Source organism: Agrococcus sp. HG114 (assembly GCF_024723325.1).
Lineage (GTDB): Bacteria > Actinomycetota > Actinomycetes > Actinomycetales > Microbacteriaceae > Agrococcus.
The window spans coordinates 1-24,773 of the sequence record NZ_JANQCH010000022.1 but is presented as its reverse complement, the minus strand read 5'-3'; the positions used below and the strand labels follow the sequence as shown (position 1 = coordinate 24,773).

Genomic DNA, 24,773 nt, shown 5'->3' with positions numbered 1-24,773 from the left:
CTCGGGGGCCGCTCCCCCGGGCGTCGGGGTGGGCCGGGGCGCCGCCTGGCGAACGGCCCGCCGCACCTCGTCGGGGCTCACCCCGAGCCACCCGGCGACGGTGCGCGCGTAGCCGTCGGCGAGCGCGCGATCGCGGATGGACAGCAGCACGGGCGCCGCGCGGCGCATGGCCGCGACCCGCCCCTCGACCGTCTCGAGGTCGTGCTCCGCGACGATGCGCCGCAGCATGAACTCGAACAGCGGCCGGCGCTGCTGCACGAGCTTGCGCACCGCGTCGTCGCCGCGCTCGAGGCGCAGGTCGCACGGGTCGAGGCCCTCGGGCGGCACCGCGACGAACGTCTGCGCGGCGAAGCGCTGCTCCTCGGCGAACGTGCGCGCGGCCGCCTGCTGGCCGGCGTCGTCGGGGTCGAAGGTGAAGATGACGCGGCCGAGCGAGCGCGTGTCGGTCGTCGAGACGTCGCCGAGCACTCGGCGGAGCACCTTGATGTGCTCGACGCCGAACGCGGTGCCGCACGTCGCGACCGCGGTCGTGACGCCCGCGAGGTGGCACGCCATCACATCCGTGTAGCCCTCGACGACGACCGCCTCGTGCCCGCGGGCGATGTCGCGCTTCGCGAGGTCGAGCCCGTAGAGCACCTGGCTCTTCCGGAAGATGGGGGTCTCGGGCGAGTTGAGGTACTTCGGCCCCTTGTCGTCCTCCGACAGCCGGCGCGCGCCGAAGCCGACCGTCGCCCCCGTCACGTCGCGGATGGGCCACATGAGCCGGCCCCGGAACCGGTCGTAGCTGCCGCGCTGCCCTTCGCTCACGAGGCCCGCGGCGAGCAGCTCGGCCTCGGTGAAGCCCTTGCCGCGCAGGTGCGACTTGAGCGCGTCGAACGACTGCGGGGCGAAGCCGACGCCGAATCGCTCGGCCGCGGCGAGGTCGAAGCCGCGCTCCCCGAGGAACCGCTGGCCGAGCGCCGCCGCGGGCGTGAGCAGCTGCGCGCGGAAGAACGCCTCCGCCTCGCGGCTCGCGGCGAGCAGGCGCAGCCGGCCGCTCGTCTCCTCCTGGGGCTTGCCGTCCTCGTAGTGGAGCGTGTACCCGAGCTGCGCCGCGAAGCGCTCCACGGTCTCCTGGAACGAGGTGTGGTCCATCGCCATCACGAACTGGAAGGCGTCGCCGTCCTCGCCGCAGCCGAAGCAGTGGTAGCGCCCGACCGCCGGCCGCACGTGGAAGGAGGGCGTGCGCTCGTCGTGGAAGGGGCAGAGGCCCTTCATGCTGCCGACGCCCGCGCTCTTCAGGGTGACGTGCTCGCCGACGACGTCGACGATCGAGATGCGCGATCGCAGCTCGTCGATGTCGCTGCGCCGGATCCTGCCCGCCATGGCCGCCCCTCAGTCCCCGACGTACCGCTCGTGCCAGGCGAACGCGCCCCGGTCGGTGAGGCTCGCGACCTGGTCGACGACGACCCTCGCGCGCGCCGCGTCGTCGCTCGCGAGCGCCCAGTCGTCGGCGTACGCGCGGTCGAGCGCGCTCGGTCCGAGCCGCAGCAGCGCGTCGCACAGCTCCTGCAGGATGCGCCGCTGGCTCGCGTAGATCGGCTGCCGCCGCTCGGCGAGGATGAAGCTGGCCGCCGTGCCCTTGAGCACCGCGATCTCGGCCCGCACCTCGCGCGGCACCTCGATCGTGCCCCCGAAGCGCACGAGCGACCCCTCGTGGCTCTCGCGCGTGCGACGGATCGCGGCGTTCGCGAACCGGCCGATGAGCTTCGACGTGAGGTTCTTGAGCCGGGCGTGGTCGGCGCGCGAGCCGTCGAACGAGCGCACCCACGTCTCGAGGTCGTCGAGCCGGTCGAAGGCGGCGAGCAGCTCGTCGCGCGTGTACTCGGGCCCCACCCACGTGAGCATCATCGAGACGAGCTCGTCGTGGCCCACCCGGCTCGCGAGCTTCGCGACGTCGACGTAGCCGCCCACGACCGCGTCCTCGAAGTCGTGCACCGAGTAGGCGATGTCGTCGGCGAGGTCCATCGCCTGCGCCTCGATGCTGGGCCGGCCCTCGGGCGCGCCCTCGCGCATCCACTCGAACGCCTCGCGGTCGTCGGCGTAGAAGCCGAACTTGATGCGGCCCGAGGCGTCGTGCACGTCGGAGGCCGCCGCCCACGGGTACTTGCACGCGGCGTCGACGGATGCCCGGGTGAGGTTGAGCCCGTACGGCCGGTCGCGGATGACCTTCGGCTCGAGCCGCGTGATGACCCGCAGGGTCTGCGCGTTGCCCTCGAAGCCGCCGATGCCGAGCGCCCACTCGTTGAGGCCCTTCTCGCCGTTGTGGCCGAACGGCGGGTGGCCGATGTCGTGCGCGAGGCACGCGGTGTCGACGACGTCGGGGTCGAGGCCGAGCTCGCCCGCGATCTCGCGGCCGATCTGGGCGACCTCGAGCGAGTGCGTGAGGCGCGTGCGGGAGTCGTCGAAGCCCATCGTGGGCGAGAGCACCTGCGTCTTCTGCCCGAGGCGGCGGAACGCGCTCGAGTGCGTCAGGCGCGCGCGGTCGCGCGAGAAGTCGGTGCGGGAGGACGTGTGCGTCTCGGGCAGCCGTCGCTCGACGTCGTGCGGGCCGTAGCCCGCCGTCACCGCCCCGCGCGCCTCAGCCGCCACGGGTGTCGCTCTCGTCCTCGATGAGCGCCTCGCGCTGCGCGGGGCTCAGCTCGCGGCTCTCGAGCCAGCCGTCGGGCAGTGCGGGCTTCCGCATGCCGCCCGCGCGGCCGCGCTGCCCCTCGACGCCCTCCGCGACGTAGGGCACCGAGCGGTCGAGCTGGCCGAGCAGCTCGTCGAGGTGCGCGAGCGACTCGACCGCGGCGAGCGCGCGCCGCGCGTCGCCGCCGACGGGGTAGCCCTTGAAGTACCAGGCGACGTGCTTGCGGATGTCGCGGCACGCGCGATCCTCCTCGCCGAAGAACTCGACGAGCAGCTCCGCGTGCCGCCGGAACGCGTCGGCGACCTGCCCGAGGCCGGGCCGGTGCCGTTCGTCCGAGCCGACGAACGCGGCGGCGAGGTCGCCGAAGAGCCACGGCCGGCCGAGGCAGCCGCGGCCGACGACGACCCCGTCGACGCCGGTCTCGGCGACCATCCGCAGCGCGTCCTCCGCCTGCCAGATGTCGCCGTTGCCGAGCACCGGCACCGACGTGACGGTCTCCTTGAGCTTCGCGATCGCCGACCAGTCGGCGCGCCCGGAGTAGTGCTGCGCCGCGGTGCGCCCGTGGAGCGCGACCGCCGCGACCCCGGCGTCCTCGGCGATGCGGCCCGCGTCGAGGTAGGTGATGTGCTCGTCGTCGATCCCGATGCGCATCTTCACGGTGACGGGGATGCTGCCCGCGCGCTCGACGGCGCGGCGCACGATCGCGGCGAACAGGTCGCGCTTCCACGGCAGCGCGCTGCCGCCGCCGCGGCGCGTGACCTTCGGCACCGGGCACCCGAAGTTGAGGTCGATGTGGTCGGCGCGATCCTCGTCGACGAGGATGCCGACGGCGGACTCGACGGTCTTCGGATCGACGCCGTAGAGCTGCACCGAGCGGAGCTCCTCGGACGGGTGGTGGCTGATGAGGCGCATCGTCTCGGGCGTTCGCTCGACGAGCGCGCGCGAGGTGATCATCTCGCTCACGTACAGGCCCGCCCCGTACTCGCGGCACAGCCGCCGGAACGCCGTGTTCGTGATGCCCGCCATGGGCGCGAGCACGACCGGCGCGTCGAGGGCGATCGGCCCGATCGACAGCGCCGGCGTGCGCACCGCGGCCGTCACGCCCCGACGAGCCCCTGCGCGAGGTGCGCCTCGAGCTCGTCGATCTGCACGCGCTGCTGCTGCATCGAGTCGCGCTCGCGCACCGTGACGGCGCCGTCCTCGAGCGAGTCGAAGTCGACCGTGACGCAGAACGGGGTGCCCACCTCGTCCTGCCGGCGGTAGCGGCGGCCGATCGCGCCCGCGTCGTCGAACTCGATCGCCCAGTGCTTGCGCAGCCGCGCGGCGAGCTCGCGCGCGAGCGGCGAGAGCTGCTCGTTGCGGCTGAGCGGGAGCACCGCGACCTTCACGGGCGCGAGGCGCGGGTCGAGCCGCAGCACCGTGCGGGTGTCGGTGCCGCCCTTCGCGTTCGGCACCTCCTCCTCCTCGTAGGCGTCGACGAGGAACGCCATGAGGCTGCGGGTCAGGCCGAACGAGGGCTCGATGACGAAGGGCGTGTACTTCTCGCCCGTCGCCTGGTCGAAGTACACGAGGTCCTTGCCGGACGCCTCGGAGTGCGACGAGAGGTCGAAGTCGGTGCGGTTCGCGATGCCCATGAGCTCGCCCCACTCCGAGCCCTGGAAGCCGAAGCGGTACTCGACGTCGATCGTGCCCGCCGAGTAGTGGGCGCGCTCGTCCTCGGGCACGTCGAAGCGGCGCATGTTCGCCGGGTCGACGCCGAGGTCGACGAACCAGTCCCAGCACGCCTCGACCCAGCGCTCGAACCACTCGCCCGCCTCGGCCGGCGGCACGAAGAACTCGATCTCCATCTGCTCGAACTCGCGGGTGCGGAAGATGAAGTTGCCGGGCGTGATCTCGTTGCGGAACGCCTTGCCGACCTGGCCGATCCCGAACGGCGGCTTCTTGCGCGACACCGTCAGCACGTTGGCGAAGTTCACGAAGATGCCCTGCGCCGTCTCGGGGCGCAGGTAGTGCTGGCCGGCCTCGTTGTCGACGGGGCCCAGGAACGTCTTCATGAGGCCGGAGAAGAGCTGCGGCTCCGTCCACTTGCCGGTCGTGCCGCAGTCGGGGCACGTGATGTCGGCCATCGACTCGGGCTTGCGCCCCTTCTTCGCCTCGAACGCCTCCTCGAGGTGGTCCTGGCGGTGGCGCTTGTGGCACTGCAGGCACTCGACGAGCGGGTCGGTGAACGTGGCGACGTGACCGGATGCGTGCCACACGGCGGAGGGCAGGATGATCGACGAGTCGAGGCCGACCATGTCGTCGCGGCCCTGCACGAACGTCTTCCACCACTGGCGCTTGATGTTCTCCTTGAGCGCGACGCCGAGGGGCCCGTAGTCCCACGCGGAGCGCGATCCGCCGTAGATCTCGCCCGCCTGGAACACGAAGCCACGGCGCTTGGCGAGGCTGATGACGGCGTCGAGACGGTTCTGGACCACGGGTGCTCCTCGGGATGCGGCTGCGCGCGCCCCCTCGGCGAGGGGCGCGACGCGTGAACCTCGATCCTACCGAGGCCGCGCGCGTCGCCCGCCCGCGTCGCGCGCCATTGTGCACGATGGCGGGAGCGTCGCTGGGATAGTGTCTTCTCTCAGGGCGCGGGGGCCCCTATCACCGCGCGAGGAGGTCGGATGCAGAGCGAGGAGGGCCGCGAGCTCTACGGTGCCTGGGCCGAGCGCTGGCCGGCGGACGCTGCGGAGCTCTTCGACGGGTACTCCGGCTCGTGGTGGATCGGCGGCGGCTGGGCGATCGACGCCGCGACCGGCCTCGACCGCCCGCACGGCGACCTCGACGTGGTGATCCCCCGCAGCGAGCTCAGCCTGCTGCGCGGCTGGCTCGGCGGACGCTGGCAGCTGTGGTGCGCGTTCCAGGGGGCACTCAAGCCGCTCCGCCCGCACGACTCCGACGTGCTGCCGATCGGCACGACGAGCATCTGGCTGCGCCGGAGCGCCTACGGCCAGTGGGAGTACGAGATCCTGCTCGACCCGAGCGACACCGAGTCGTGGCGCTTCCGGCGCGACACGGCCGTGACGATGCCGCTCGAGGACGCGCTCTTCACCGCTCGCGGCATCCGCTACGCGAAGCCGCAGATCGTGCTCGCCTACGCGGCCGCCGAGCAGGCCGACGTCGCGTGGCTCGAGCAGGCGCTGCCCGCGCTCGACGACGCGGCACGCGCATGGCTCAAGGACCGGCTCACCGAGGACCACCCGTGGCGGGCGCGGCTCGAGGCGGAGCCGGTCGAGTAGGCCTCGATGCGCCGCCTGCGGCGGCTGCTCGACCGACGGGTGGTCGCCGCCTGCGGCGGCTAGTCCGCCGCCAGCTGGCTCGGCGCGTCCACCGCGCCGCCGAAGCGCCGCTCGCGGCCGGTGTAGAGGTCGAGCGCGTGCCAGAGGTCCTCGCGCGTGAAGTCTGGCCAGAGGCGGTCGAGGAAGACCATCTCGGCGTAGGCGCCCTGCAGCGTGAGGAAGTTCGAGATGCGCTGCTCCCCCGACGAGCGGATGAACAGGTCGACGTCCGGGATGTCGGGGTTGTAGACCCGCGCGCGCACGAGCTGCCGATCGACTCCGGACGGCTTGATGCGGCCGGCCGCGACGTCCTCGGCGATCGAGCGCACCGCATCCGCGATCTCGTGCGTGCCCCCGTAGTTGACGCACATCTGCAGCGTCATCGCCCGGTTGCCCGCCGTGCGGCGCTCGGCCTCCTCGAGCTCGCGGATGACGCTCGGCCACAGCCGCGGCCGGCGGCCCGCCCAGCGCACCCGCACGCCCCACGCGTCCAGCTGGTCGCGCTGCCTGCGCAGCACGTCCTTGTTGAAGCCCATGAGGAAGCGCACCTCGTCGGGGCTCCGCTTCCAGTTCTCGGTCGAGAACGCGTAGACCGACAGGTGCGGGATGCCGACCTGCAGCGCGCCCGCGACGACGTCGAGCAGCCGCTCCTCGCCCGCGGCGTGGCCCTGGGTGCGCGTGAGCCCGCGCTGGTTCGCCCACCGGCCGTTGCCGTCCATGATGATCGCGACGTGCGCGGGGAGGCTGCCCGCCTCGTACGCCGGCGGCTGCTGGCCCGTCCAGTCGATCGGCCGCACCTCGCTCACGCGGAGCCCCGGTCGACGTGCTGGAGCGAGCGCAGGCCGCGCTCGAGGTGCCACTGCACGTAGGCGGCGACCGCGCCGGAGGCGCGCGAGCGCACGCCCGCCGGCGCCGCCTCCGCGACGGGCCAGTCGCCCGTGAGGAGCGCGCCGAGCAGCTCGAGCGTCGCCGGGTCGATGCGCAGCGCGCCCGCGGGCGCCGCGTGCTCGGCGACCATGCCGCCGAGCTGCGGCACGAACGCGCGGTGCGGGCCGGGCTCGCCGGTGACGGCGCAGTCGCCGAACGACGGCGCCCAGCCGGCGACCGACAGCGCCCGCAGCAGGTAGGAGTCGAGCGTGAGCGACGGGTCGTGCTCGGCCCGGGCGAGCGAGCGCAGCGCACCCACGAGCAGCAGGTACTGCTGGCGGGAGCCGTCCTCGTCGGTGAGCCGGTCGGCCGTCTCGACCATCGCGGTCGCGGCGGTGTACGAGCGGTAGTCGGCCACGATCACGGGCGCGTACGCGCCGAGCGTCACCGCTTGCGTGATGATGTCGAGGCTGCGCCCGACCGCGAGCTGCAGGTCGGCGACCATGAACGGCTCAAGGCGCGCACCGAACCGCGACGAGGTGCGCCGCACGCCGCGCGCGACGGCGCGCACCTTGCCGTGCTCGCGCGTGAGCAACGTGACGATGCGGTCGGCCTCCCCCAGCTGGTGGGTGCGGAGGACGACCCCTTCGTCGCGGTAGGTGGGCACGCTCAGCCGACCGGCTGCGCCCTGCGGTCGTGGATGCGCAGGCCCCGGTTGACGCCGGAGACGATCGCCTTGAGCGCTGCCGACGTCGAGCTCGGGTCGAGCCCCACGCCCCACACGACGTTGCCGGCGACGTCGAGCTCGATGTAGCACGCGGCGGTCGCGTCGGAGCCCGCGCTCATCGTGTGCTCGACGTAGTCGGTGAGCGAGACCTCGACGCCCTCCTCGCGCAGCAGCTGCAGCAGCGCGTCGATCGGGCCGTTGCCCTTCGCCGACACGTCGCGCACGCACTCGCCGTCGCGCAGCCGCGCGTGCAGCTGCGCCGAGCCCTCGTGCGACGAGGTGGTCTCGAAGGTCACGAGCTCGAACCGGCCCCACTGCTCGGCGCCGGTCACGGGGTCGCTCGGCAGGTACTCGTCGCCGAAGATGTGCCAGATCTCGTCGCTCGAGACCTCGCCCCCCTCGCTGTCGGTGCGCGCCTGCACGACGTTCGAGAACTCGATCTGCAGGCGGCGCGGCAGGTCGAGCCCGTGGTCGCTCTTCAGCAGGTAGGCGACGCCGCCCTTGCCGGACTGCGAGTTGACGCGGATGACGGCCTCGTACGTGCGGCCGACGTCCTTCGGGTCGATCGGCAGGTACGGCACCGCCCACGGCATGTCGTCGACGCTCTTGCCGGCAGCGGCGGCGTCCTCGGCCATCCGCTCGAAGCCCTTCTTGATCGCGTCCTGGTGCGAGCCGGAGAACGCGGTGTAGACGAGGTCGCCCGCCCAGGGGCTGCGCTCGTGCACCTTGAGCTGGTTGCAGTGCTCCGCGACGCGGCGGATGCCGTCGAGGTCGGAGAAGTCGATCTCGGGGTCGATGCCCTGCGTGAGCAGGTTGAGGCCGAGCGCGACGAGGTCGACGTTGCCGGTGCGCTCGCCGTTGCCGAACAGGCAGCCCTCGATGCGGTCGGCGCCGGCCATGTAGCCGAGCTCGGCGGCGGCGACGCCCGTGCCGCGGTCGTTGTGCGGGTGGAGCGACAGGATGACCGACTCGCGGCGCGCGAGGTTGCGGTGCATCCACTCGATCGAGTCGGCGTAGACGTTGGGCGTCGACATCTCGACCGTCGAGGGCAGGTTGATGATCACGGGGCGCTCGGGCCGCGCGTCGAACGTCTCGATGATCGCGTTGCACACCTCGAGCGCGTAGTCGAGCTCGGTGCCCGTGTACGACTCGGGGCTGTACTCGTAGAAGACCTGCGTCGACTCGAGCATGCCCTCGAGCTCGAGGCACAGCTTCGCGCCGTCGACCGCGATCTGCTTCACGCCCTCGCGGTCGGAGCGGAAGACCACGTCGCGCTGCAGCACGCTCGTGGAGTTGTAGATGTGCACGATCGCCTGCTTCGCGCCGTCGATCGCCTCGAAGGTGCGGCGGATGAGGTGGTCACGGCACTGCGTGAGCACCTGGATCGTGACGTCGTCGGGGATCAGCTGCTCGTCGACGAGCTTGCGCACGAAGTCGAAGTCGAGCTGGCTCGCCGAGGGGAACCCGACCTCGATCTCCTTGTACCCCATGCGCACGAGCAGCTGGAACATCGCGAGCTTGCGGTCGGGCGTCATCGGGTCGATGAGCGCCTGGTTCCCGTCGCGCAGATCGACGGCGCACCAGCGGGGCGCGCGCTCGATGCGCTTCGAGGGCCACGTGCGATCGGGCAGCTCGACCCTGATCTGCTCGTGGTACGGCGTGTACCGGTGGGCCGGCATCCCGGACGGCTGCTGCATGTTCTTCATCGGTCGCTCCTGTCGCTTGCTCCTGAGTCCGGGCAGGACAGCCTCCGCGACGAGGAAGCCCGGTGTCAGGCCTCGCCGCGGCGACGAAGGAGCAGCACGCTCTGCATGGCTCAAGACTACACCCGCCGTCGGTGTCGCAGCCGGAACGCGACGCGCGCTCGTGCTCCGACGCTCGGGCTCACGCGGGCAGGCGCTCCTCGAGCATCGCCGCGAGCAGGTCGGGCCGCTGGAGCGGCAGGCCGTGGCCGACCCCCTCGACGATGCGCAGCTCGCTGCCGGGGTGCGCCGCGTGCAGCAGCCTCGCCGAGGCGCGCATCATCGGGCGCTCGCGCGAGCCCGCCAGGATGAGCGCGCGACCGCTGCGACCCCACCCCGGTGGCGGCGTGAAGCGCACGTTCTCCCCCACGCTCCCGAGCAGCGTGGCGCGCGAGATCGCAGCGCTCTCGGCGATGTACTCGGGCAGCAGCGACTCCGGCACGAACAGCTCCCTCGCCTGCAGCCGCGCGAACCGCGGCACGCGGGCGAGCGGCGCCGCGGCACCGAGCAGGGCGAGCATCGGCCCCGGCAGGGCCAGCGGCTTCGCCTGCGCGCTCACGACGACCGCGTCGCCGACGAGCTCGGGCCGTCGCGCGGCGAGCAGCACGGCGAGCTGCGCGCCGAGCGAGAAGCCCACGACCGTCGCACCGCCCGGCGCTCGATCCTCAAGCAGCGCCGCGATCCCGTCGAGCGTCTCGTCGTGCGAGCGGTAGTCGGCGGATGCGCTGCGCCCGTGCCCGGGGAGGTCCGGCACGAGGGCGCGCACCGGTCGCCGCAGCGCGGCGAGCGTCGGCCGCCACATCCAGCCGCTCACGCCGCCGCCGTGGAGCAGGAGCAGCGGTGCGCCCGACGCGGGGCCTGACTCGTCGAGGTGCATGCCCCCGATCCTCTCAAGCCGGGGGCGCGGGCCGGCCGGCTCCGCGCATCCGTCGACCCCGTCGGCCCCGCTACGCGCGCTCGCCCACGAGCCCGTGCTCGTAGGCGAACACGACGAGCTGCACGCGGTCGCGCAGCCCGAGCTTGCCGAGCACGCGCGAGACGTGCGTCTTGACGGTCGCCTCCGAGACGAACTCGCTGCGCGCGATCTCGGTGTTCGACAGGCCCTTCGCGGCGAGCGCGAAGATCTGCCGCTCGCGGTCCGTGAGGGCGCCGAACGCGCTCGGCGCCGACCGCGGCTGCCGGCCGAACGCCTTGAAGAGCTCGCGCGTCGCGCTCGCGGCGACGACCTCGTTGCCCGCGTGCACCGTGCGGATCGCGGCGAGCACGAGCTCGGGCTCGGCGTCCTTGAGGATGAAGCCCGAGGCGCCCGCGCGGATCGCGCGCGCTGCCGCCTCGTCGAGGTCGAAGGTCGTGAGCACGACGACGCGCGTGGCCGGTCGTGCGCGCACGATGCGGTCGGTCGCCGAGATGCCGTCGAGCACCGGCATGCGCACGTCCATGAGCACGACGTCGGGCTGCTGCTCGTCGGCGAGGCGCACCGCCTGCGCGCCGTCGGCCGCCTCGCCGACGCACTGCAGGTCGGGCTGGGAGTCGACGAGCATGCGGATGCCGCTGCGGAACAGCGCCTGGTCGTCGACGATGAGCACCCGGATCATGCGAGCCCCGCCGGGAACGCCGCGCGCACGCGGAACCAGGGGCCCTCGATGCCCGTCCACAGCCCGCCGCCCGCGAGGCGGGCGCGCTCGTGCATGCCCCGCACCCCGTGCCCGGCCGGCCCGGGGGCCGCGAGCAGCCGGTTGTGCACGTCGATCACGATGCCGGGGCCCGCGGCGCGCAGGCGCACGTGCACGGGCTGCGCGCGGTCGCCGTGCCGGAGCGCGTTCGTGAGCGCCTCCTGCAGGATGCGGTACGCGGCGATGTCGGCCGTGCGCGGCAGCGGCGGGCTCCCGCCGATGCGCTCGAGCCGCACGTGGAGGCCGCTCCCCCGCATGCGCTCGACGAGCGCGTCGGCGTCGTCGAGGGACGCGACGGGATCGGGCGCCTGGCTGTGGCGCAGCTGCGCGAGGAGCAGCCGCACGTCGCCGAGCGCCTGCTTCGCGGTGCCCGCGATCGTCTCGAGCGTCCGATCCTTGACCGCCGCGTCGGCGGTGTAGCGCGCACCGTTCGCCTGCGCGATGACGACCGCGAGCGAGTGCGCGACGACGTCGTGCATGTCGCGCGCGAGCGCGGCGCGCTCCTCCTGCTCGTCGGCGCGCCGCGTCGAGACCTGCGCGACCTCGACGGCGGCCTCGGTGCGCGCGACCGCCGAGACGCCCCAGCCGACGAGGATCGTCATCGAGAACAGCAGCATCGGCGGCACCCACAGCACGAGGAGCGGGCGGAGCCCGGCCGGCATGGGCACGGGTTCGCCGGGCGCGAGGTTCATGAAGCCGCCTGTGCCGAGCACCCAGTAGGCGGCGAGGAACGACGCGACGAGGGCGATGCCGGCCGCCGCGAGCCGGCCGGGCCAGCGCGAGAAGCGCCCCGCCGAGTAGAGCGGCACGAGCACCGCGAACCACATGGGGAACAGCGGCGCGCCGACCGCGACGTGGACGGCGGCGAGCAGCGTGAGCCCCGCGAGCGCGAGCAGGGGCCAGCGGCGCCGTACGAGGATCGCCGCGACGAGCGCCGCCGTGACGACCGCTGCGAGCAGCCAGTGCCAGCCCCAGCTGGGCATCACTGCGCCGAGCAGGAGCGTCGGCAGCACGAGCATCGCGAGCGTCACCCCTGCGACGATCCCGTCGGTCACGAGCGTGCTGCGATCGAGCGCGGGCCGCGGCGCCGGGGCCGGCGCGAGCGGCGCGGCGGGCGCGAGGGGTGCGGCGATCACGCCTGCCAGCGTATGGCGGGTGCCGGATGCGCCGTGGCCGTCGGGCGCCGAATCATCCGCTGGGCGGAGGGCCGCCGGTCACCGCGCGGCGCCCCGCCCGGCAGCACCCGCGCACACCGGCGCTCGTCACGCAGCAAGGACGCGCCGGGTGCACGAAACGCAGCAAGGCCCAGCGGTCCCGCGCCATGCAGCAAGGCCCAGCCGGTCGCGCGTCACGCAGCAAGGCCCAGCCGGTCATGCGCCACGCAGCAAGGATCCAGCCGCTCGTGCAGCAGGAGGCTCCTTGCTCCGTGACGCTGGCCGACCGCGGTCGCCGGGCTCAGAAGCCGAAGCGACCCAGCTGCTTCGGGTCGCCCTGCCACTCCTTCGCGACCTTGACGCGCAGGTCGAGGTGCACCTGCGTGCCGACGATCCGCTCGATCTCGGCCCGCGCATCCGCCCCCACCTGCCGCAGGCGCGAACCGCCCCTGCCGATGATGATGCCCTTCTGGCTGTCGCGCTCGACCCAGAGGTTCGCGTACACGTCGGTGAGGTCGCGGTCCTCGCGGCGCACGATGTCGTCGATCGTCACCATGATCGAGTGCGGGAGCTCGTCGCGCACGCCCTCGAGCGCGGCCTCGCGGACGAGCTCGGCGATGCGCACCGACAGCGGCTCCTCGGTGGTCGTCTCTGCCTCGTAGAGCGGCGGCCCCTCGGGCAGCAGCCCGACGAGCGCGTCGACGAGCACGTCGAGCTGGGTGCCCGCGATCGACGAGAGCGGCACGACCGCATCCCAGTCGCGCAGCTCGGAGACGGCGAGGAGCTGCTGGGCCACGCGCTCCTTCGAGGCCGCGTCGGTCTTCGTCACCACCGCGACCTTCTTCGCGCGCGGGAAGCCCTCGAGCTGCTGGTCGATGAAGCGGTCGCCCGGCCCGAGCGGCTCGTCGGCCGGCACGCACAGGCAGATCACGTCGACGTCGCCGAGGGTCGTCTGCACGACCGCGTTCAGGCGCTTGCCGAGCAGCGTGCGGGGCTTGTGCATGCCGGGGGTGTCGACGATCACGAGCTGCGCGTCGTCGCGGTGCACGACGCCGCGGATCGCGTGGCGCGTGGTCTGCGGCTTCGACGACGTGATCGCGATCTTCTCGCCCACGAGCGCGTTCATCAGGGTCGACTTGCCCGCGTTCGGACGACCGACGAAGGTCACGAAGCCGCTGCGGTGCTGGGTGGTGTCGGTCATGTCTCGGCCTCCGCCTCGGTCAGCGTCTCGACGGTGCGCGAGACCTCCATCTCGCCCGCGTTGCGGCCGCGGCCGTCGAGCGAGCGCACCTCGATCCGCAGCCCGTGCACGTGCACGACGTCGCCCACCTCGGTGATCCGCCCGAGCTGCTTCTGCACGAGGCCGCCGACCGTGTCGACCTCCTCGTCGTCGAGCGTGAGGTCGAACAGGTCGCCGAGCTCGTCGATCTGCAGCCGCGCCGAGACCCGCCAGCGGCCCTCGCCCACCTCGACGATCTCGCTGCGCCCGCGGTCGTGCTCGTCGTGGATCTCGCCCACGAGCTCCTCCACGAGGTCCTCGAGCGTCACGAGCCCCGCGATGCCGCCGTACTCGTCGACGACCATCGCGACGTGCACGCGCTCGGCCTGCATGAGCGCGAGCGTGTCGTCCGCCTTCTTCGACTCGGGCACGAGCAGCGCGGGCCGGGCGAGCTCCGCGGCGGTCTCGGATGCGTCGGGCCGCCACGTGCGGGAGCGGACGACGTCGCGCAGGTACAGGATCCCCTCGACCTCGTCGGTCGACTCGCCCACGACCGGCATGCGAGAGAGCCCGTTGTCGAGGAACTGCCGCAGTGCGTCCTGCGCCGAGGTGTCGCGCTCGACGACGATCATGTCGGGCCGCGGCACCATCACCTCGCGCACGAGCGTCTCGTTGAACTCGAAGATCGAGTGGATGAGCTCGCGATCGTCGTCCTCGAGCACGTCGCTCTCGGCTGCGGCGTCGACCATCGACAGCAGCTGCGCCTCGGTCGCGAACGCCGTCTCGCGCTGGCGCCCGGGCGTCACCTTCTCGCCGACCGTGGCGACGAGCAGCGCGACCGGCCCCATGAGCACCCGCCAGAAGCGGAGGAAGGGGGCGGATGCGCGCAGCAGGCCGACGGCGTGGGTGCGGCCCACGGCCCGCGGGCTCGTGCCGACGAGCACGAACGAGACGACGATCATGACGCCCGCGGCGATGAGCAGCGTCACCCGCCAGTCGGTGACGAGCGAGTCGACGGCGAGGGTGATGAGGACGGCGGCGATCGTCTCGCACATGATGCGGCCGAACTGCAGGGTCATCACGTGGCCGCGGAGGTCGTCGGCGATCGCGAGCATCGCGCGGCCGTGCCGCGCGGTCGCGGCGGCCTCCTGCAGCTCGGCGCGCGAGACGACGCCGAGCGCCGCGTCGCACGCCGCGAGCCACGCGCCGAAGCCGATCAGCAGCGCCGCGACGACGAACAGGACGATCTCGAACATCAGGCGGTGCGGCCCGGCGTCCCCGCATCGGCCGCCTCGAAGTCGGCCAGCAGCCGGTCCTGCAGCTCGAACATCTCGTCGCGCTCCGCCGGCTCGGCGTGGTCGAAGCCGAGCAGGTGCAGCAGGCCGTGGGTCGTGAGCAGGCGCAGCTCCGTCATGAGCGAATGGCCCGCCTCGAGCGCCTGCTGCTGCGCGACCTCGGGGCACAGCACGATGTCGCCGAGGAGGCCCGCGGGCGCGGGCTGGTCGTGCGTGCCGGGCCGCAGCTCGTCCATCGGGAAGGAGAGCACGTCGGTCGGGCCGGGCTCGTCCATCCACTGCACGTGCAGCTGCTCCATCGCGGCGACGTCGACGAGCACGACGGAGACGTCGGCGTCGGGGTGCACGAAGAGCTTCTCGAGGTGGTGCGCGAGCAGCCGCACGAGCTGCGGCTCGTCGACGGATGCCCCCGTCTCGTTGAGCAGGTCGATCGCCATCAGCGTCCCCGCCTCGAGTGGTGCGACTGCTGGCCCTGGCGCGCCTGGCGCGCCATCACCCGCTGATCATGGGCGGTGTAGGCGTCGACGATCTCGCCGACGAGCGTGTGGCGCACGACGTCGGCGCTCGTGAGCATGGCGAAGCGGATGTCGTCGATCCTGCCGAGCACCTGCTGCGCGACCTGGAGGCCCGAGGTGCCGGCGGGCAGGTCGACCTGCGTCGCATCACCGGTGACGACCATCTTCGAGCCGAAGCCGAGCCGCGTCAGGAACATCTTCATCTGCTCGGGCGTCGTGTTCTGCGCCTCGTCGAGCACGATGAACGAGTCGTTGAGCGTGCGGCCGCGCATGTAGGCGAGCGGGGCGACCTCGACGACGCCGGTCGCGAGCAGCTTCGGGACGAGCTCGGGGTCCATCATCTCGTTGAGCGCGTCGTAGAGCGGCCGCAGGTACGGGTCGATCTTGTCGGTGAGCGTGCCGGGCAGGAAGCCGAGCCGCTCGCCCGCCTCGACCGCGGGGCGCGTGAGGATGATGCGGTTGACCTCCTTGCGGTGCAGGGCCTGCACCGCCTTGGCCATCGCGAGGTAGGTCTTGCCGGTGCCGGCCGGCCCGATGCCGAACACGATCGTGTGCGTGTCGATCGCGTCGACGTACGCGCGCTGGCCCTCCGTCTTCGCCCGGATCGACTTGCCGCGGCTCGTGAGGATCACCTCGCCGATCGCGTCGGCGAGGCTGCGCGAGGTGTCCTGCCGGAGGATGCGGCTGCCCTCGGAGACCTCGGCGTGGCTGAGGGCGGTGCCCTGCCGGACGAGGTCGACGAGCTCCTGCACGAGCCGGCCGGCGACCTCGACGTCGTGCTCGGGCCCCTCGAGCGTCACGAGGTTGCCGCGCACGGCCACGCGCACGTCGGGGTGCTCGTGCTCGAGCCGCGTGAGCAGCCGGTCCTGCGGCCCGAGCAGCCGCACCATCTCGATGCCGTCGATCTCGATCGACTGTGATGCGTCAGGCAAGCGTGCCCTCTCCCAGTGAGCCGGCGAGCACGTGCGCGTGCGCGTGGAAGACGGTCTGGCCAGCCAGCTCGCCGGTGTTGAACACGAGGCGGAAGTCGCCCTCGGCGCGCTCGCGCGCGATCGCCTGCGCCGCGCGCACCATCTCGGCCATGAGGTCGGGGTCGCCCGCGGCGAGCTCGACCACGTCGCGGTACTGCGCGGTCTTCGGCACCACGAGCACGTGCATGGGCGCCTGCGGGTTGATGTCGGTGAAGGCGATGATCCGGTCGGTCTCGAGCACGATCTCGGCGGGGATCTCGCGAGCGATGATCCGCTCGAACACGGTGGGCTCAGCCATGGCAGTCAGCCTACCCGCGCGCGGCTCACCAGCGCCCGAGCCGCATCGAGAGCGCCGAGATCGCCGCGAGGCCCGCGGTCGAGGTGCGCAGCACGTGGTCGCCCATGCGCGCGCGCACCGCGCCGGCGGCCTCGAGCCGCTCGAGCTCGCCCGGGTCGATGCCGCCCTCGGGCCCGACCACGAGCAGCACGTCGCCCGCGAGCGGCACGGCGCTGAGCGGCTCGGGCGCCGCGGGATCGAGCACGAGCAGCGTCCACTCGTCCGCGAGCCGCGCGAGCCCCTCGGTGTCGACCGCGTCGGTCACCTCCGGCAGCCGCGGCCGGATCGCCTGCTTGCCGGCCTCGCGGACGATGCGCCGCCAGCGCTCGAGCGCCTTGTCCCCGCGCTCCCCCTTCCACTGCACGACGCTGCGCCTCGCCTGCCACGGCACGATCGCGTCGACGCCGAGCTCGGTCGACGCCTGCACTGCGAGCTCGGCGCGGTCGCCCTTCGCGAGCGCCTGCGCGAGCGCGATGCGCGGGCTCGGCTCCGGCGTGGTCTCGACGCGCTGCAGCACGACGTCGACGCGGTCGCGCTCCGCGTGGTCGATCACGCCCTCGGCGAGCGTGCCGCGGCCGTCGCTCACGAGCACGCGCTCCCCGCGCCGCATCCGGGAGACGACCGCGGCGTGGTGCGCCTCCTCGCCCTCGAGCGTCACGACGGCGCCCGGCTCGGCGCCCCCGAGCGCGTCGTGCCAGTAGCAGTGGGCCATCAGAGCCGCAGTCGGTCGCGCATCTTCGCGAACAGGCCCTGCTTGAACTGGGCGAGCTGCGGCGCGGGCGCCTTCGTGCGCTCGCGCAGCTCGCGCAGCAGCTCCTCGGTGCGCCGGTCGACGCGCTGCGGCGTCACGACCTGCACGCCGAGCTTGAGGTCGCCGCGGCCGGAGCCGCGGAGCCGGGTGACGCCGCGCTCGCCGATCGTGATGACGTCGCCCGACTGCGTGCCCGGGCGCACCTCGACGTCGACCGGCCCGTCGAGGCTCTCGATCGTGCTGCGGGCGCCGAGCGCCGCGTCGGAGATCGACACCTCGAGCGTGCCGAGCAGGTCGTCGCCCGAGCGGGAGAAGACGTCGTGGTGCCGCACGTTGATCTCGAGGTAGAGCGTGCCCGCGGGGCCGCCCGCCTCGCCGACCTCGCCCTGGCCCGGTAGCTGGATCCGGAGGCCGGTGTCGACGCCCGCGGGGATGTCGACCGGGATGGTGCGCTCGGCGCGCACGCGCCCGTGCCCGGCGCACGTGGGGCACGGCTCGGGGATGACGCTGCCGTAGCCCTGGCATGCCGCGCACGGCTGCGTGGTGACGACGTTGCCGAGCAGCGAGCGCACCTGCCGCTGGACGTGGCCGGAGCCGCCGCACATGCTGCAGCGCTGCTCGCTCGTGCCCGGGGCCGTGCACCTGCCGTCGCACGTCTCGCACAGCACCGCCGTCTGCACGCGCAGCTCGCGGTGCACGCCGAAGATGACGTCCGCGAGGTCGAGGTCGACGCGCAGCAGGCTGTCCTGGCCGGGCTGGCGCCGCGACCGGGGCGCTGCCGAGCGGCCGCCGCCGAAGAACTGCTCGAAGATGTCGCCGAAGCCGAAGGTGCCGCCGCCGAACGCGGGGCCGCGGTCGTACTCCGCGCGCGACTGCGGGTCGCCGAGCACGTCGTACGCGTGCGTGACGTCCTTGAACCGCTCCGCCGCCTCGCCGCTCGGGTTCACGTCGGGGTGCAGCTCGCGCGCGAGCCGCCGGTACGCCTTCTTGATCTCGTCCTGCGAGGCGCCGCGGTCGACGCCCAGGGTCTCGTAGTGGTCGCTCACTCAATCCTCGCTCAGCAGCCGCGTGAGGTAGCGCGCCACTGCGCGCACCGCGGCCATGTTCCCTGCGTAGTCCATCCTGGTCGGGCCCAGCACGCCCACGTGGCCCTCGCTGCCATCGGCGCTGTACGTCGATGCCACGACGGCCGCCTCCCCCAGCGGTCCCGAGAGCTCCCGGCCGATGCGGGTCGCCACCTCGCCCTCGGACCCCATCTCGTCGAAGAGGCGCAGCAGCGTGACCTGCTCCTCGATCGCGTCGAGCACGGGCGTCACCGTGCCGTGGAAGTCGCGCTCCTCGCGCACGAGGTTCGCGGCGCCCGCCATCACGATCCGGTCGCCGCCCGCGCCCTGCAGCATCTCGCTGAGCGCGTGCGCGACCGCGCCCGTCGCGGCGCTCAGCGAGGCGGGGGCGGATGCGGCGGCGTCGGCGAGGCGCTGGACGGCGTCGGCGGGTCCGAGCTCGGCGATCGTCTCGGTGAAGGCTCGGCCGAGCGCGGTCGCCTGCTCGGGGTCGAGTCGCTGGCCGGCGTCGAGCACGCGCTGCTCGACGCGACCGGAGTCGAGGATGAGCACGGCGAGCAGCTTCGACTCGCTCACGGCGACGAGCTCGACGCGGCGCACGACGCCCGGGCGTCGCAGCGGCACCTGCACGAGGGCGACCTGGTTCGTGAGCGACGAGAGCAGCCTCGCGGTGCGGGCGAGCACGTCGTCGCGATCGACGGACTCGTCGAGGAACCGCGCGATCGCGTGGCGCTGGGCGGGCGTGAGCGGCTGCATGCGCTGCAGCCGGTCGACGAAGACGCGGTATCCCTTGTCGGTCGGCACGCGGCCCGACGACGTGTGCGGCGCGACGATGAGCTCCTCCTCCTCGAGGAGCGCCATGTCGTTGCGGATCGTGGCGGCGGAGACGCCGAACGCGTGCCGCTCGACGATGGACTTCGAGCCGACCGGCTCGCGCAGCGCGACGTAGTCCTCCACGATCGCGCGAAGGACCTCGAGCCCGCGATCCGAGACCATCCCGCGCTCCTCTCCCCGAATGCACCGCGCTCGCCGAGGCCCTGGCACTCTCGACGGCTGACTGCCAATGGTACCGCGCCGCGCCGAGGGCCACCTATCACCCGTTCCCCAGCCTGCCGGGAGCACAATGGCGATGCGCGATGTCCCGCTCCCCGCGTGGACCCTTCACGAAAGGCACCGTCATGTCAGATCCCAACGTGCCCCGCCCGGACGAACGGCGCGACCCGGCGGACCAGCCCGTCGAGGGCTTCTCGGTCACGCACGAGCAGCACGCGGCTCCGAGCGCTCCGGCCGCGCCCGGGCTCGGCGAGCCCGCGCGGCCGTTCTCCTCCCCCGCGTCCGACCCGGTGGTGGGCGCCCCCGGTCAGCCGGCGTTCAGCTCCGGCGCGGGCTCGGCGCCCGGCCAGGAGTGGCAGCAGGGGCAGCACGACCCGCAGGGCAGCCCGATCCCCGGCTCGGACGCGCCCGGCGCCGACCAGTACCGGCCCGGCGGCCAGCCCGGCGCGCCCTTCGGCCAGCAGCCGTCGTCGGCTCCCTACGGGCAGCAGCCGCCCTATGGGCAGCAGCAGCCCTACGCGCAGCAGCAGGGCTACGGCGAGCAGCAGGGCTACGCGCAGCCCGGGAGCGCGCCGAGCTACGGCGCCCCGCAGTACGGCGCTCCCCAGTACGGGGCACCCGGGCAGCCGCAGTACGCCGCGGGGGCGCCGATGTCGCCGGTCGACGAGAAGAACGCCGGCATGTGGGGACACCTCTCGGGCCTCTCGACGATCGTCACGGGCGGCTGGGGGGGCTGGATCGGCCCGCTCATCGTGTTCCTCATGTACAAGGACCGCAGCGCCTTCGCGCGGCAGGAGTCGAAGGAGGCGCTGAACTTCGGCATCTTCATGACGATCCTCACGATCGGCCTCATCGTCGTCGGCTCGATCCTGTCGATCGTCGGCATCGGGTTCCTGCTGCTCGCGCTGTGGTGGGTCCCGGGCCTCCTGCAGGTGATCTTCTCGATCATCGGCGCGATGCGCGTCAACAACGGCGGCTCGTACCGCTACCCGTTCAACTGGCGGCTCGTGAAGTAGCCCTCACGGGAGCAGCCGTCGCACGACGGCATCGGCCAGCAGCCGCCCTCGCAGCGTCGGGACCACCCGTCCGGCGAGGGCGGCTCTGCCGTCCACGAGGCCCTCGGCGACGAGCCCCGCGACCGCCCGGCGCCCCTCGGGCTCGAGCACGTCGATCGCGAGCCCCTCGGCGATGCGCGACTCGAGCAGCACGCGCTCGACGCGTCGCGTCTCGGCGTCGAGCACTTCGCGCGCGAGCGCCGGCGAGCGCCCGGCGACCAACCGGTCGCGGTAGGCGGCCGGGTGCTTCACGTTCCACCAGCGCACGCCGCCGACGTGGCTGTGCGCGCCCGGGCCGAAGCCCCACCAGTCATGCCCCCGCCAGTACGCGAGGTTGTGGCGCGCGATCCGATCGCCGCGCGCCCAGTTGGAAACCTCGTACCAGGTGTAGCCCGCAGCGCCGAGCGTCGCATCCGCCGCCTCGTACATCGCCGCCTGCAGGTCGTCGTCGGGCGCGGCGAGCTCGCCGCGGCGGATGCGCCGGGCGAGGGCCGTGCCCTCCTCGACGATGAGCGCGTAGGCCGAGACGTGGTCGGGCGCCATCGCGACCGCGGCGTCGAGCGAGCGCTGCCAGTCGGCGAGCGATTCGCCGGGCGCGCCGTAGATGAGGTCGAGGCTCACCTCGAGCCCCGCCGCGCGCGCCCACTCGACGACCTGCGGCACGCGCGCGGGGTCGTGCGTGCGGTCCAGCGCGGCGAGCACGTGGGGCACCGCCGACTGCATGCCGAACGACACGCGCGTGACGCCGCCCGCGCGCAGCTGGGCGAGCCCCGCGGCGTCGATCGAGTCGGGATTCGCCTCGACCGTGACCTCCGCGCCGTCGGCGAGGCCGAACGCATCCGTCACCCCTCGCAGCATCGTGACGAGGTCGGCGGCGGGCAGGAGCGTCGGCGTCCCGCCGCCGAAGAAGACGGTCTGCATGGGCCGGAGCGGCCCGAGCTCGCCGAGCACCTCGCGCGCGAGCCGGATCTCGGCGGCGACGTCGCCCGGGTAGCCCGCACGCGTCGCGCCGCGCAGCTCGTCGGCGGTGTAGGTGTTGAAGTCGCAGTAGCCGCACCGCACCGAGCAGAACGGCACGTGGATGTACGCGCCGAACGGGCCGTCGGCCGGGGTGCCCTCCGGCAGCCGCCCGTCGCCCGGGGCGGTCTCGCCCTCCGGCAGCCGGCCCACGGTCAGCGGACGTCGATCGACCGCAGGACGTCCATGTAGCGGTCGTGGTACTTCGCGCGCTGCGCCCTCGCGATCGGCGCGCCGAGCTTCGACCACCACCGGGCGTTGCGCACGATCGCGCGGAAGTGCAGGAAGACGGTCTCGTCGTCGGCGAGCTCGATCGTGAAGCGCTCCTCGCCCGCCTCGGGGTGGCCGTCGAGGGTGCCGAGGATGACGCCGTGGCTCGACGCCTCCTCCTCGACCGCGATGACGCGCATGGGGGCGTGGATCGTGAGCCCGGCGAACCGCACGCGCTGGTCGACGGAGTCGCCGGGCTGCAGGAACGGCTCGCCGTCGGGGCCGAAGTCCTGCTGCGGCTCGATGCTCGCGGCGCGCGTCGCCTCGCCGTCGGCGAACCCGACCGGGCGGTAGACGGTGCCCTCCTCGGTGCCGACGACCTCCACCTCGATGCCCGAGAGCCGCTGCACCTTCCAGGTGCGCAGCGCCGCGACCGCCGCGTCGAAGCGCGGGCGGCCGTGGCCGATGCGGGCGCGCCGCTGCACGACCTCGAAGCCCTTCGGCGGGAAGCGGCTGAAGTCGAAGTGCGCCGTCGCGCCCACCGCGCCGTAGTTCGTCGCGCGATCGCGGATGGGGATCACTTCGCCTCCTTCTTCGTCTCGCCGGTCGAGAGGGCGGCGATGAACGCCTCCTGGGGCACCTCGACGCGGCCGACCATCTTCATGCGCTTCTTGCCCTCCTTCTGCTTCTCGAGCAGCTTGCGCTTGCGCGTGATGTCGCCGCCGTAGCACTTCGCGAGCACGTCCTTGCGGATCGCGCGGATCGTCTCGCGGGCGATGATGCGGGCGCCGACGGCGGCCTGGATGGGCACCTCGAACTGCTGGCGCGGGATGAGGTCCTTGAGCTTGCCCGCCATGAGCACGCCGTACGCGTACGCCTTGTCGCGGTGCACGATCGCGCTGAACGCATCGACCTGCTCGCCCTGCAGCAGGATGTCGACCTTCACGAGGTCGCCCTCCTGCTCGCCGTCGAGCTCGTAGTCGAGCGAGGCGTAGCCCTGGGTGCGCGACTTCAGCTGGTCGAAGAAGTCGAAGACGATCTCGCCGAGCGGCAGCCGGTAGCGCAGCTCGACGCGGTCCTCCGAGAGGTACTCCATGCCGCCGAGCGTGCCGCGGCGCGACTGGCACAGCTCCATGATCGCGCCGACGTAGTCCTTGGGCGCGAGGATCGTGGCGCGCACCATCGGCTCGACGACCGAGTGGATCTTCCCCTCCGGGAACTCGCTCGGATTGGTGACGGTGTGCACCTGGCGGTCCTCGGTCTGCACCTCGTAGACGACGCTCGGCGCCGTCGCGATGAGGTCGAGGTTGAACTCGCGCTCGAGCCGCTCGGTGATGATCTCGAGGTGCAGGAGCCCGAGGAACCCGCACCGGAACCCGAACCCGAGCGCGACCGAGGTCTCCGGCTCGTAGACGAGCGCCGCATCCGACAGCTTGAGCTTGTCGAGCGCCTCGCGGAGCACGGGGTAGTCGCTGCCGTCGATCGGGTAGAGGCCCGAGAAGACCATGGGCTTCGGGTCGGCGTAGCCCTTGAGGGGCTCGGTCGCCGGGCTCTTCTGGCTCGTGACGGTGTCGCCGACCTTCGACTGGCGCACGTCCTTCACGCCCGTGATGAGGTAGCCGACCTCGCCGGCGCCGAGGCCCTTCGCGGGGTGCGGCTCGGGGCTCGAGACGCCGATCTCGAGCAGCTCGTGGCGCGCACCGGTCGACATCATCTGGATCTGCTCGCGCGGCCGCAGCATGCCGTCGACCATGCGCACGTAGGTGACGACGCCGCGGTAGGCGTCGTAGACGGAGTCGAAGATCATCGCGCGGGCCGGCCCGTCGACGTCGCCGACCGGCGCGGGCACGGTGCGCACGACGCGGTCGAGCAGCGCGTCGACGCCGACGCCCGTCTTGCCGCTCACGCGCAGCACGTCGTCGGGGTCGCCGCCGATGAGGCCCGCGATCTCGGCAGCGAACTTGTCGGGGTCGGCGGCCGGCAGGTCGATCTTGTTGAGCACCGGGATGATCTCGAGATCGTTGTCCATCGCGAGGTAGAGGTTCGCGAGCGTCTGCGCCTCGATGCCCTGCGCGGCGTCGACGAGCAGGATCGCGCCCTCGCACGCGGCGAGCGAGCGGCTCACCTCGTAGGTGAAGTCGACGTGGCCCGGGGTGTCGATCATGTTGAGCGCGTACGTCTGCCCGTCGACCTCCCACGGCATGCGCACGGCCTGCGACTTGATCGTGATGCCGCGCTCGCGCTCGATGTCCATGCGGTCGAGGTACTGCGCGCGCATCGAGCGGTCGTCGACGACGCCCGTGAGCTGCAGCATGCGGTCGGCGAGGGTCGACTTGCCGTGGTCGATGTGCGCGATGATGCAGAAGTTGCGGATGCTCGCGGGATCGGTCGAGGCAGGCTCGAGTGCCTTGGTCGCTCTGGGGCTCACGGGTCCTTCTCGATGGGATGGTTCGCGGTGGGGTTCGGAACGACCCATTGTCCCACAGCGGATGCGTCGGGCCGCGTTGCGAGCGCCGCGCGACCGCTGGTAGCATCGTTCGTTGGCTTCCCCTTCTTCTGCGCGCCCGTCGCGCGAGGGCGGGTCGCGGCGGGGCTCACGGGAGCGCAAGCCGCCGCCAACCATCTTCGATCAAGAACAGGACCCCACGTGGCGAACATCAAGTCGCAGATCAAGCGCATCCTCACCAACCAGAAGGCGACCGACCGCAACCGCGCGGTCAAGAGCGAGCTGAAGACCGCCATCCGCGAGGCCAAGAAGGCCATCGCCGCCGGCGACAAGGCTGTGGCGCAGGAGAAGGTCGCGCTCGCGACGCGCAAGCTCGACAAGGCCGTCTCGAAGGGCGTCATCCACAAGAACCAGGCCGCGAACCGCAAGTCGTCGATCGCGAAGCAGGTCGCCGCGCTCTGATCCGAGCCGAACTCGCGAAGGCGGGGGCCCCCGATGGGGCTCCCGCCTTCGTCGTCCCGCCGCCGCACCGGCCGCCAGTGCACGCCCGCGCGTCCACTCCCCCGGCTGAGTGGCGGCTCCGGCGCCTGAGGGGCGCCTCCCGCGCTTGAGTGGCGGCTCCCGCGCCTGAGGGGCGCCCCCCGCGCCCGAGCGGCGGCATCCGCGCCTGAGTGGCGGCATCCGCG

24 protein-coding genes are annotated in these 24,773 nt (G+C 72.9%); 3 read left to right on the top strand and 21 right to left on the bottom strand.

Going from position 1 to position 24,773, the window contains the following annotated elements; translation table 11 throughout:
- The 4 genes from dnaG to NWP09_RS04155 all read right to left on the bottom strand — a co-directional run.
- A partial coding sequence (gene dnaG / locus NWP09_RS04170; protein ID WP_258274280.1) for a DNA primase occupies nt 1-1,365 on the bottom strand: 1,365 nt, incomplete at its 3' end.
- Between the two features lie 9 nt (nt 1,366-1,374).
- A complete protein-coding gene (locus NWP09_RS04165; RefSeq protein WP_258274279.1) occupies nt 1,375-2,631 on the bottom strand; it encodes a deoxyguanosinetriphosphate triphosphohydrolase in 1,257 nt (418 codons plus the stop codon).
- The gene (gene dusB, locus NWP09_RS04160; RefSeq protein WP_258274278.1) at nt 2,621-3,772 is read right to left on the bottom strand and encodes a tRNA dihydrouridine synthase DusB; all 1,152 of its coding nucleotides are present in this window, start codon (nt 3,770-3,772) and stop codon (nt 2,621-2,623) included. Before dusB ends, NWP09_RS04165 begins: the two co-directional genes overlap by 11 nt.
- Nucleotides 3,769-5,148 (bottom strand): glycine--tRNA ligase, encoded by a 1,380-nt coding sequence (locus NWP09_RS04155; protein ID WP_258274277.1) that lies wholly within the window; start codon nt 5,146-5,148, stop codon nt 3,769-3,771. Before NWP09_RS04155 ends, dusB begins: the two co-directional genes overlap by 4 nt.
- A gap of 189 nt (nt 5,149-5,337) precedes the next feature.
- Here NWP09_RS04155 and NWP09_RS04150 point away from each other — a divergent pair, with 189 nt between their 5' ends.
- On the top strand, nt 5,338-5,952 hold the full coding sequence (locus tag NWP09_RS04150) for a hypothetical protein (protein ID WP_258274276.1): 615 nt from the start codon (nt 5,338-5,340) through the stop codon (nt 5,950-5,952).
- Nucleotides 5,953-6,011: 59 nt separating this feature from the next.
- On the opposite strand, the gene NWP09_RS04145 is transcribed toward NWP09_RS04150, so the two are convergent.
- The 14 genes from NWP09_RS04145 to hrcA form a co-directional block, all read right to left on the bottom strand.
- Nucleotides 6,012-6,788, bottom strand: a complete 777-nt coding sequence (locus tag NWP09_RS04145) for an isoprenyl transferase (RefSeq protein ID WP_258274282.1) — start codon at nt 6,786-6,788, stop codon at nt 6,012-6,014.
- A gap of 5 nt (nt 6,789-6,793) precedes the next feature.
- On the bottom strand, nt 6,794-7,525 hold the full coding sequence (gene recO, locus NWP09_RS04140) for a DNA repair protein RecO (RefSeq protein WP_258274275.1): 732 nt from the start codon (nt 7,523-7,525) through the stop codon (nt 6,794-6,796).
- Between the two features lie 2 nt (nt 7,526-7,527).
- Nucleotides 7,528-9,291, bottom strand: coding sequence for a 2-isopropylmalate synthase (gene leuA, locus NWP09_RS04135; protein WP_258274274.1), 1,764 nt, complete (start codon nt 9,289-9,291; stop codon nt 7,528-7,530).
- A gap of 178 nt (nt 9,292-9,469) precedes the next feature.
- A complete protein-coding gene (locus NWP09_RS04130; protein WP_258274272.1) occupies nt 9,470-10,204 on the bottom strand; it encodes an alpha/beta fold hydrolase in 735 nt (244 codons plus the stop codon).
- Between the two features lie 70 nt (nt 10,205-10,274).
- Nucleotides 10,275-10,922: a response regulator transcription factor gene (locus tag NWP09_RS04125; RefSeq protein ID WP_258274271.1), complete on the bottom strand. Its 648-nt coding sequence runs from the start codon at nt 10,920-10,922 to the stop codon at nt 10,275-10,277.
- Complete coding sequence (locus NWP09_RS04120; protein WP_258274270.1) at nt 10,919-12,136, bottom strand: sensor histidine kinase; 1,218 nt, start codon at nt 12,134-12,136, stop codon at nt 10,919-10,921. Before NWP09_RS04120 ends, NWP09_RS04125 begins: the two co-directional genes overlap by 4 nt.
- A 319-nt stretch (nt 12,137-12,455) precedes the next feature.
- Complete coding sequence (era, locus tag NWP09_RS04115; RefSeq protein ID WP_258274269.1) at nt 12,456-13,355, bottom strand: GTPase Era; 900 nt, start codon at nt 13,353-13,355, stop codon at nt 12,456-12,458.
- Entirely contained in the window at nt 13,352-14,629 is a 1,278-nt protein-coding gene (locus NWP09_RS04110; protein ID WP_258274268.1) for a hemolysin family protein, read from the bottom strand. Before NWP09_RS04110 ends, era begins: the two co-directional genes overlap by 4 nt.
- Nucleotides 14,629-15,105 carry an rRNA maturation RNase YbeY gene (gene ybeY, locus NWP09_RS04105; protein WP_258274267.1) on the bottom strand — a complete coding sequence of 159 codons (477 nt, stop codon included), beginning with the start codon at nt 15,103-15,105 and terminating at the stop codon, nt 14,629-14,631. The genes NWP09_RS04110 and ybeY overlap by 1 nt, the downstream gene beginning before the upstream one ends.
- Nucleotides 15,105-16,073, bottom strand: a complete 969-nt coding sequence (locus NWP09_RS04100) for a PhoH family protein (protein ID WP_258274281.1) — start codon at nt 16,071-16,073, stop codon at nt 15,105-15,107. Before NWP09_RS04100 ends, ybeY begins: the two co-directional genes overlap by 1 nt.
- 34 nt (nt 16,074-16,107) lie before the next feature.
- The gene (locus NWP09_RS04095; RefSeq protein WP_258274266.1) at nt 16,108-16,452 is read right to left on the bottom strand and encodes a histidine triad nucleotide-binding protein; all 345 of its coding nucleotides are present in this window, start codon (nt 16,450-16,452) and stop codon (nt 16,108-16,110) included.
- Between the two features lie 25 nt (nt 16,453-16,477).
- On the bottom strand, nt 16,478-17,203 hold the full coding sequence (locus NWP09_RS04090) for a 16S rRNA (uracil(1498)-N(3))-methyltransferase (protein WP_258274265.1): 726 nt from the start codon (nt 17,201-17,203) through the stop codon (nt 16,478-16,480).
- Nucleotides 17,203-18,288, bottom strand: coding sequence for a DnaJ C-terminal domain-containing protein (locus tag NWP09_RS04085; RefSeq protein ID WP_258274264.1), 1,086 nt, complete (start codon nt 18,286-18,288; stop codon nt 17,203-17,205). The genes NWP09_RS04090 and NWP09_RS04085 overlap by 1 nt, the downstream gene beginning before the upstream one ends.
- Nucleotides 18,289-19,302 (bottom strand): heat-inducible transcriptional repressor HrcA, encoded by a 1,014-nt coding sequence (gene hrcA / locus NWP09_RS04080; protein WP_258274263.1) that lies wholly within the window; start codon nt 19,300-19,302, stop codon nt 18,289-18,291.
- Nucleotides 19,303-19,484: 182 nt separating this feature from the next.
- Between hrcA and NWP09_RS04075 the strand changes: the two genes are divergently transcribed.
- Complete coding sequence (locus tag NWP09_RS04075; protein ID WP_258274262.1) at nt 19,485-20,375, top strand: DUF4870 domain-containing protein; 891 nt, start codon at nt 19,485-19,487, stop codon at nt 20,373-20,375.
- Between the two features lie 3 nt (nt 20,376-20,378).
- Here the strand turns inward: NWP09_RS04075 and hemW are convergent, their stop codons facing one another.
- The 3 genes from hemW to lepA are packed head-to-tail and all read right to left on the bottom strand — an operon-like array spanning nt 20,379 to nt 24,069.
- Nucleotides 20,379-21,584 carry a radical SAM family heme chaperone HemW gene (gene hemW / locus NWP09_RS04070; RefSeq protein ID WP_258274261.1) on the bottom strand — a complete coding sequence of 402 codons (1,206 nt, stop codon included), beginning with the start codon at nt 21,582-21,584 and terminating at the stop codon, nt 20,379-20,381.
- A gap of 2 nt (nt 21,585-21,586) precedes the next feature.
- Nucleotides 21,587-22,222, bottom strand: coding sequence for a DUF1990 family protein (locus NWP09_RS04065; RefSeq protein ID WP_258274260.1), 636 nt, complete (start codon nt 22,220-22,222; stop codon nt 21,587-21,589).
- Nucleotides 22,219-24,069, bottom strand: coding sequence for a translation elongation factor 4 (lepA, locus tag NWP09_RS04060; RefSeq protein ID WP_258274259.1), 1,851 nt, complete (start codon nt 24,067-24,069; stop codon nt 22,219-22,221). Before lepA ends, NWP09_RS04065 begins: the two co-directional genes overlap by 4 nt.
- A 219-nt stretch (nt 24,070-24,288) precedes the next feature.
- Between lepA and rpsT the strand changes: the two genes are divergently transcribed.
- Entirely contained in the window at nt 24,289-24,549 is a 261-nt protein-coding gene (gene rpsT, locus NWP09_RS04055; RefSeq protein WP_258274258.1) for a 30S ribosomal protein S20, read from the top strand.
- Nucleotides 24,550-24,773: the final 224 nt, after the last annotated feature.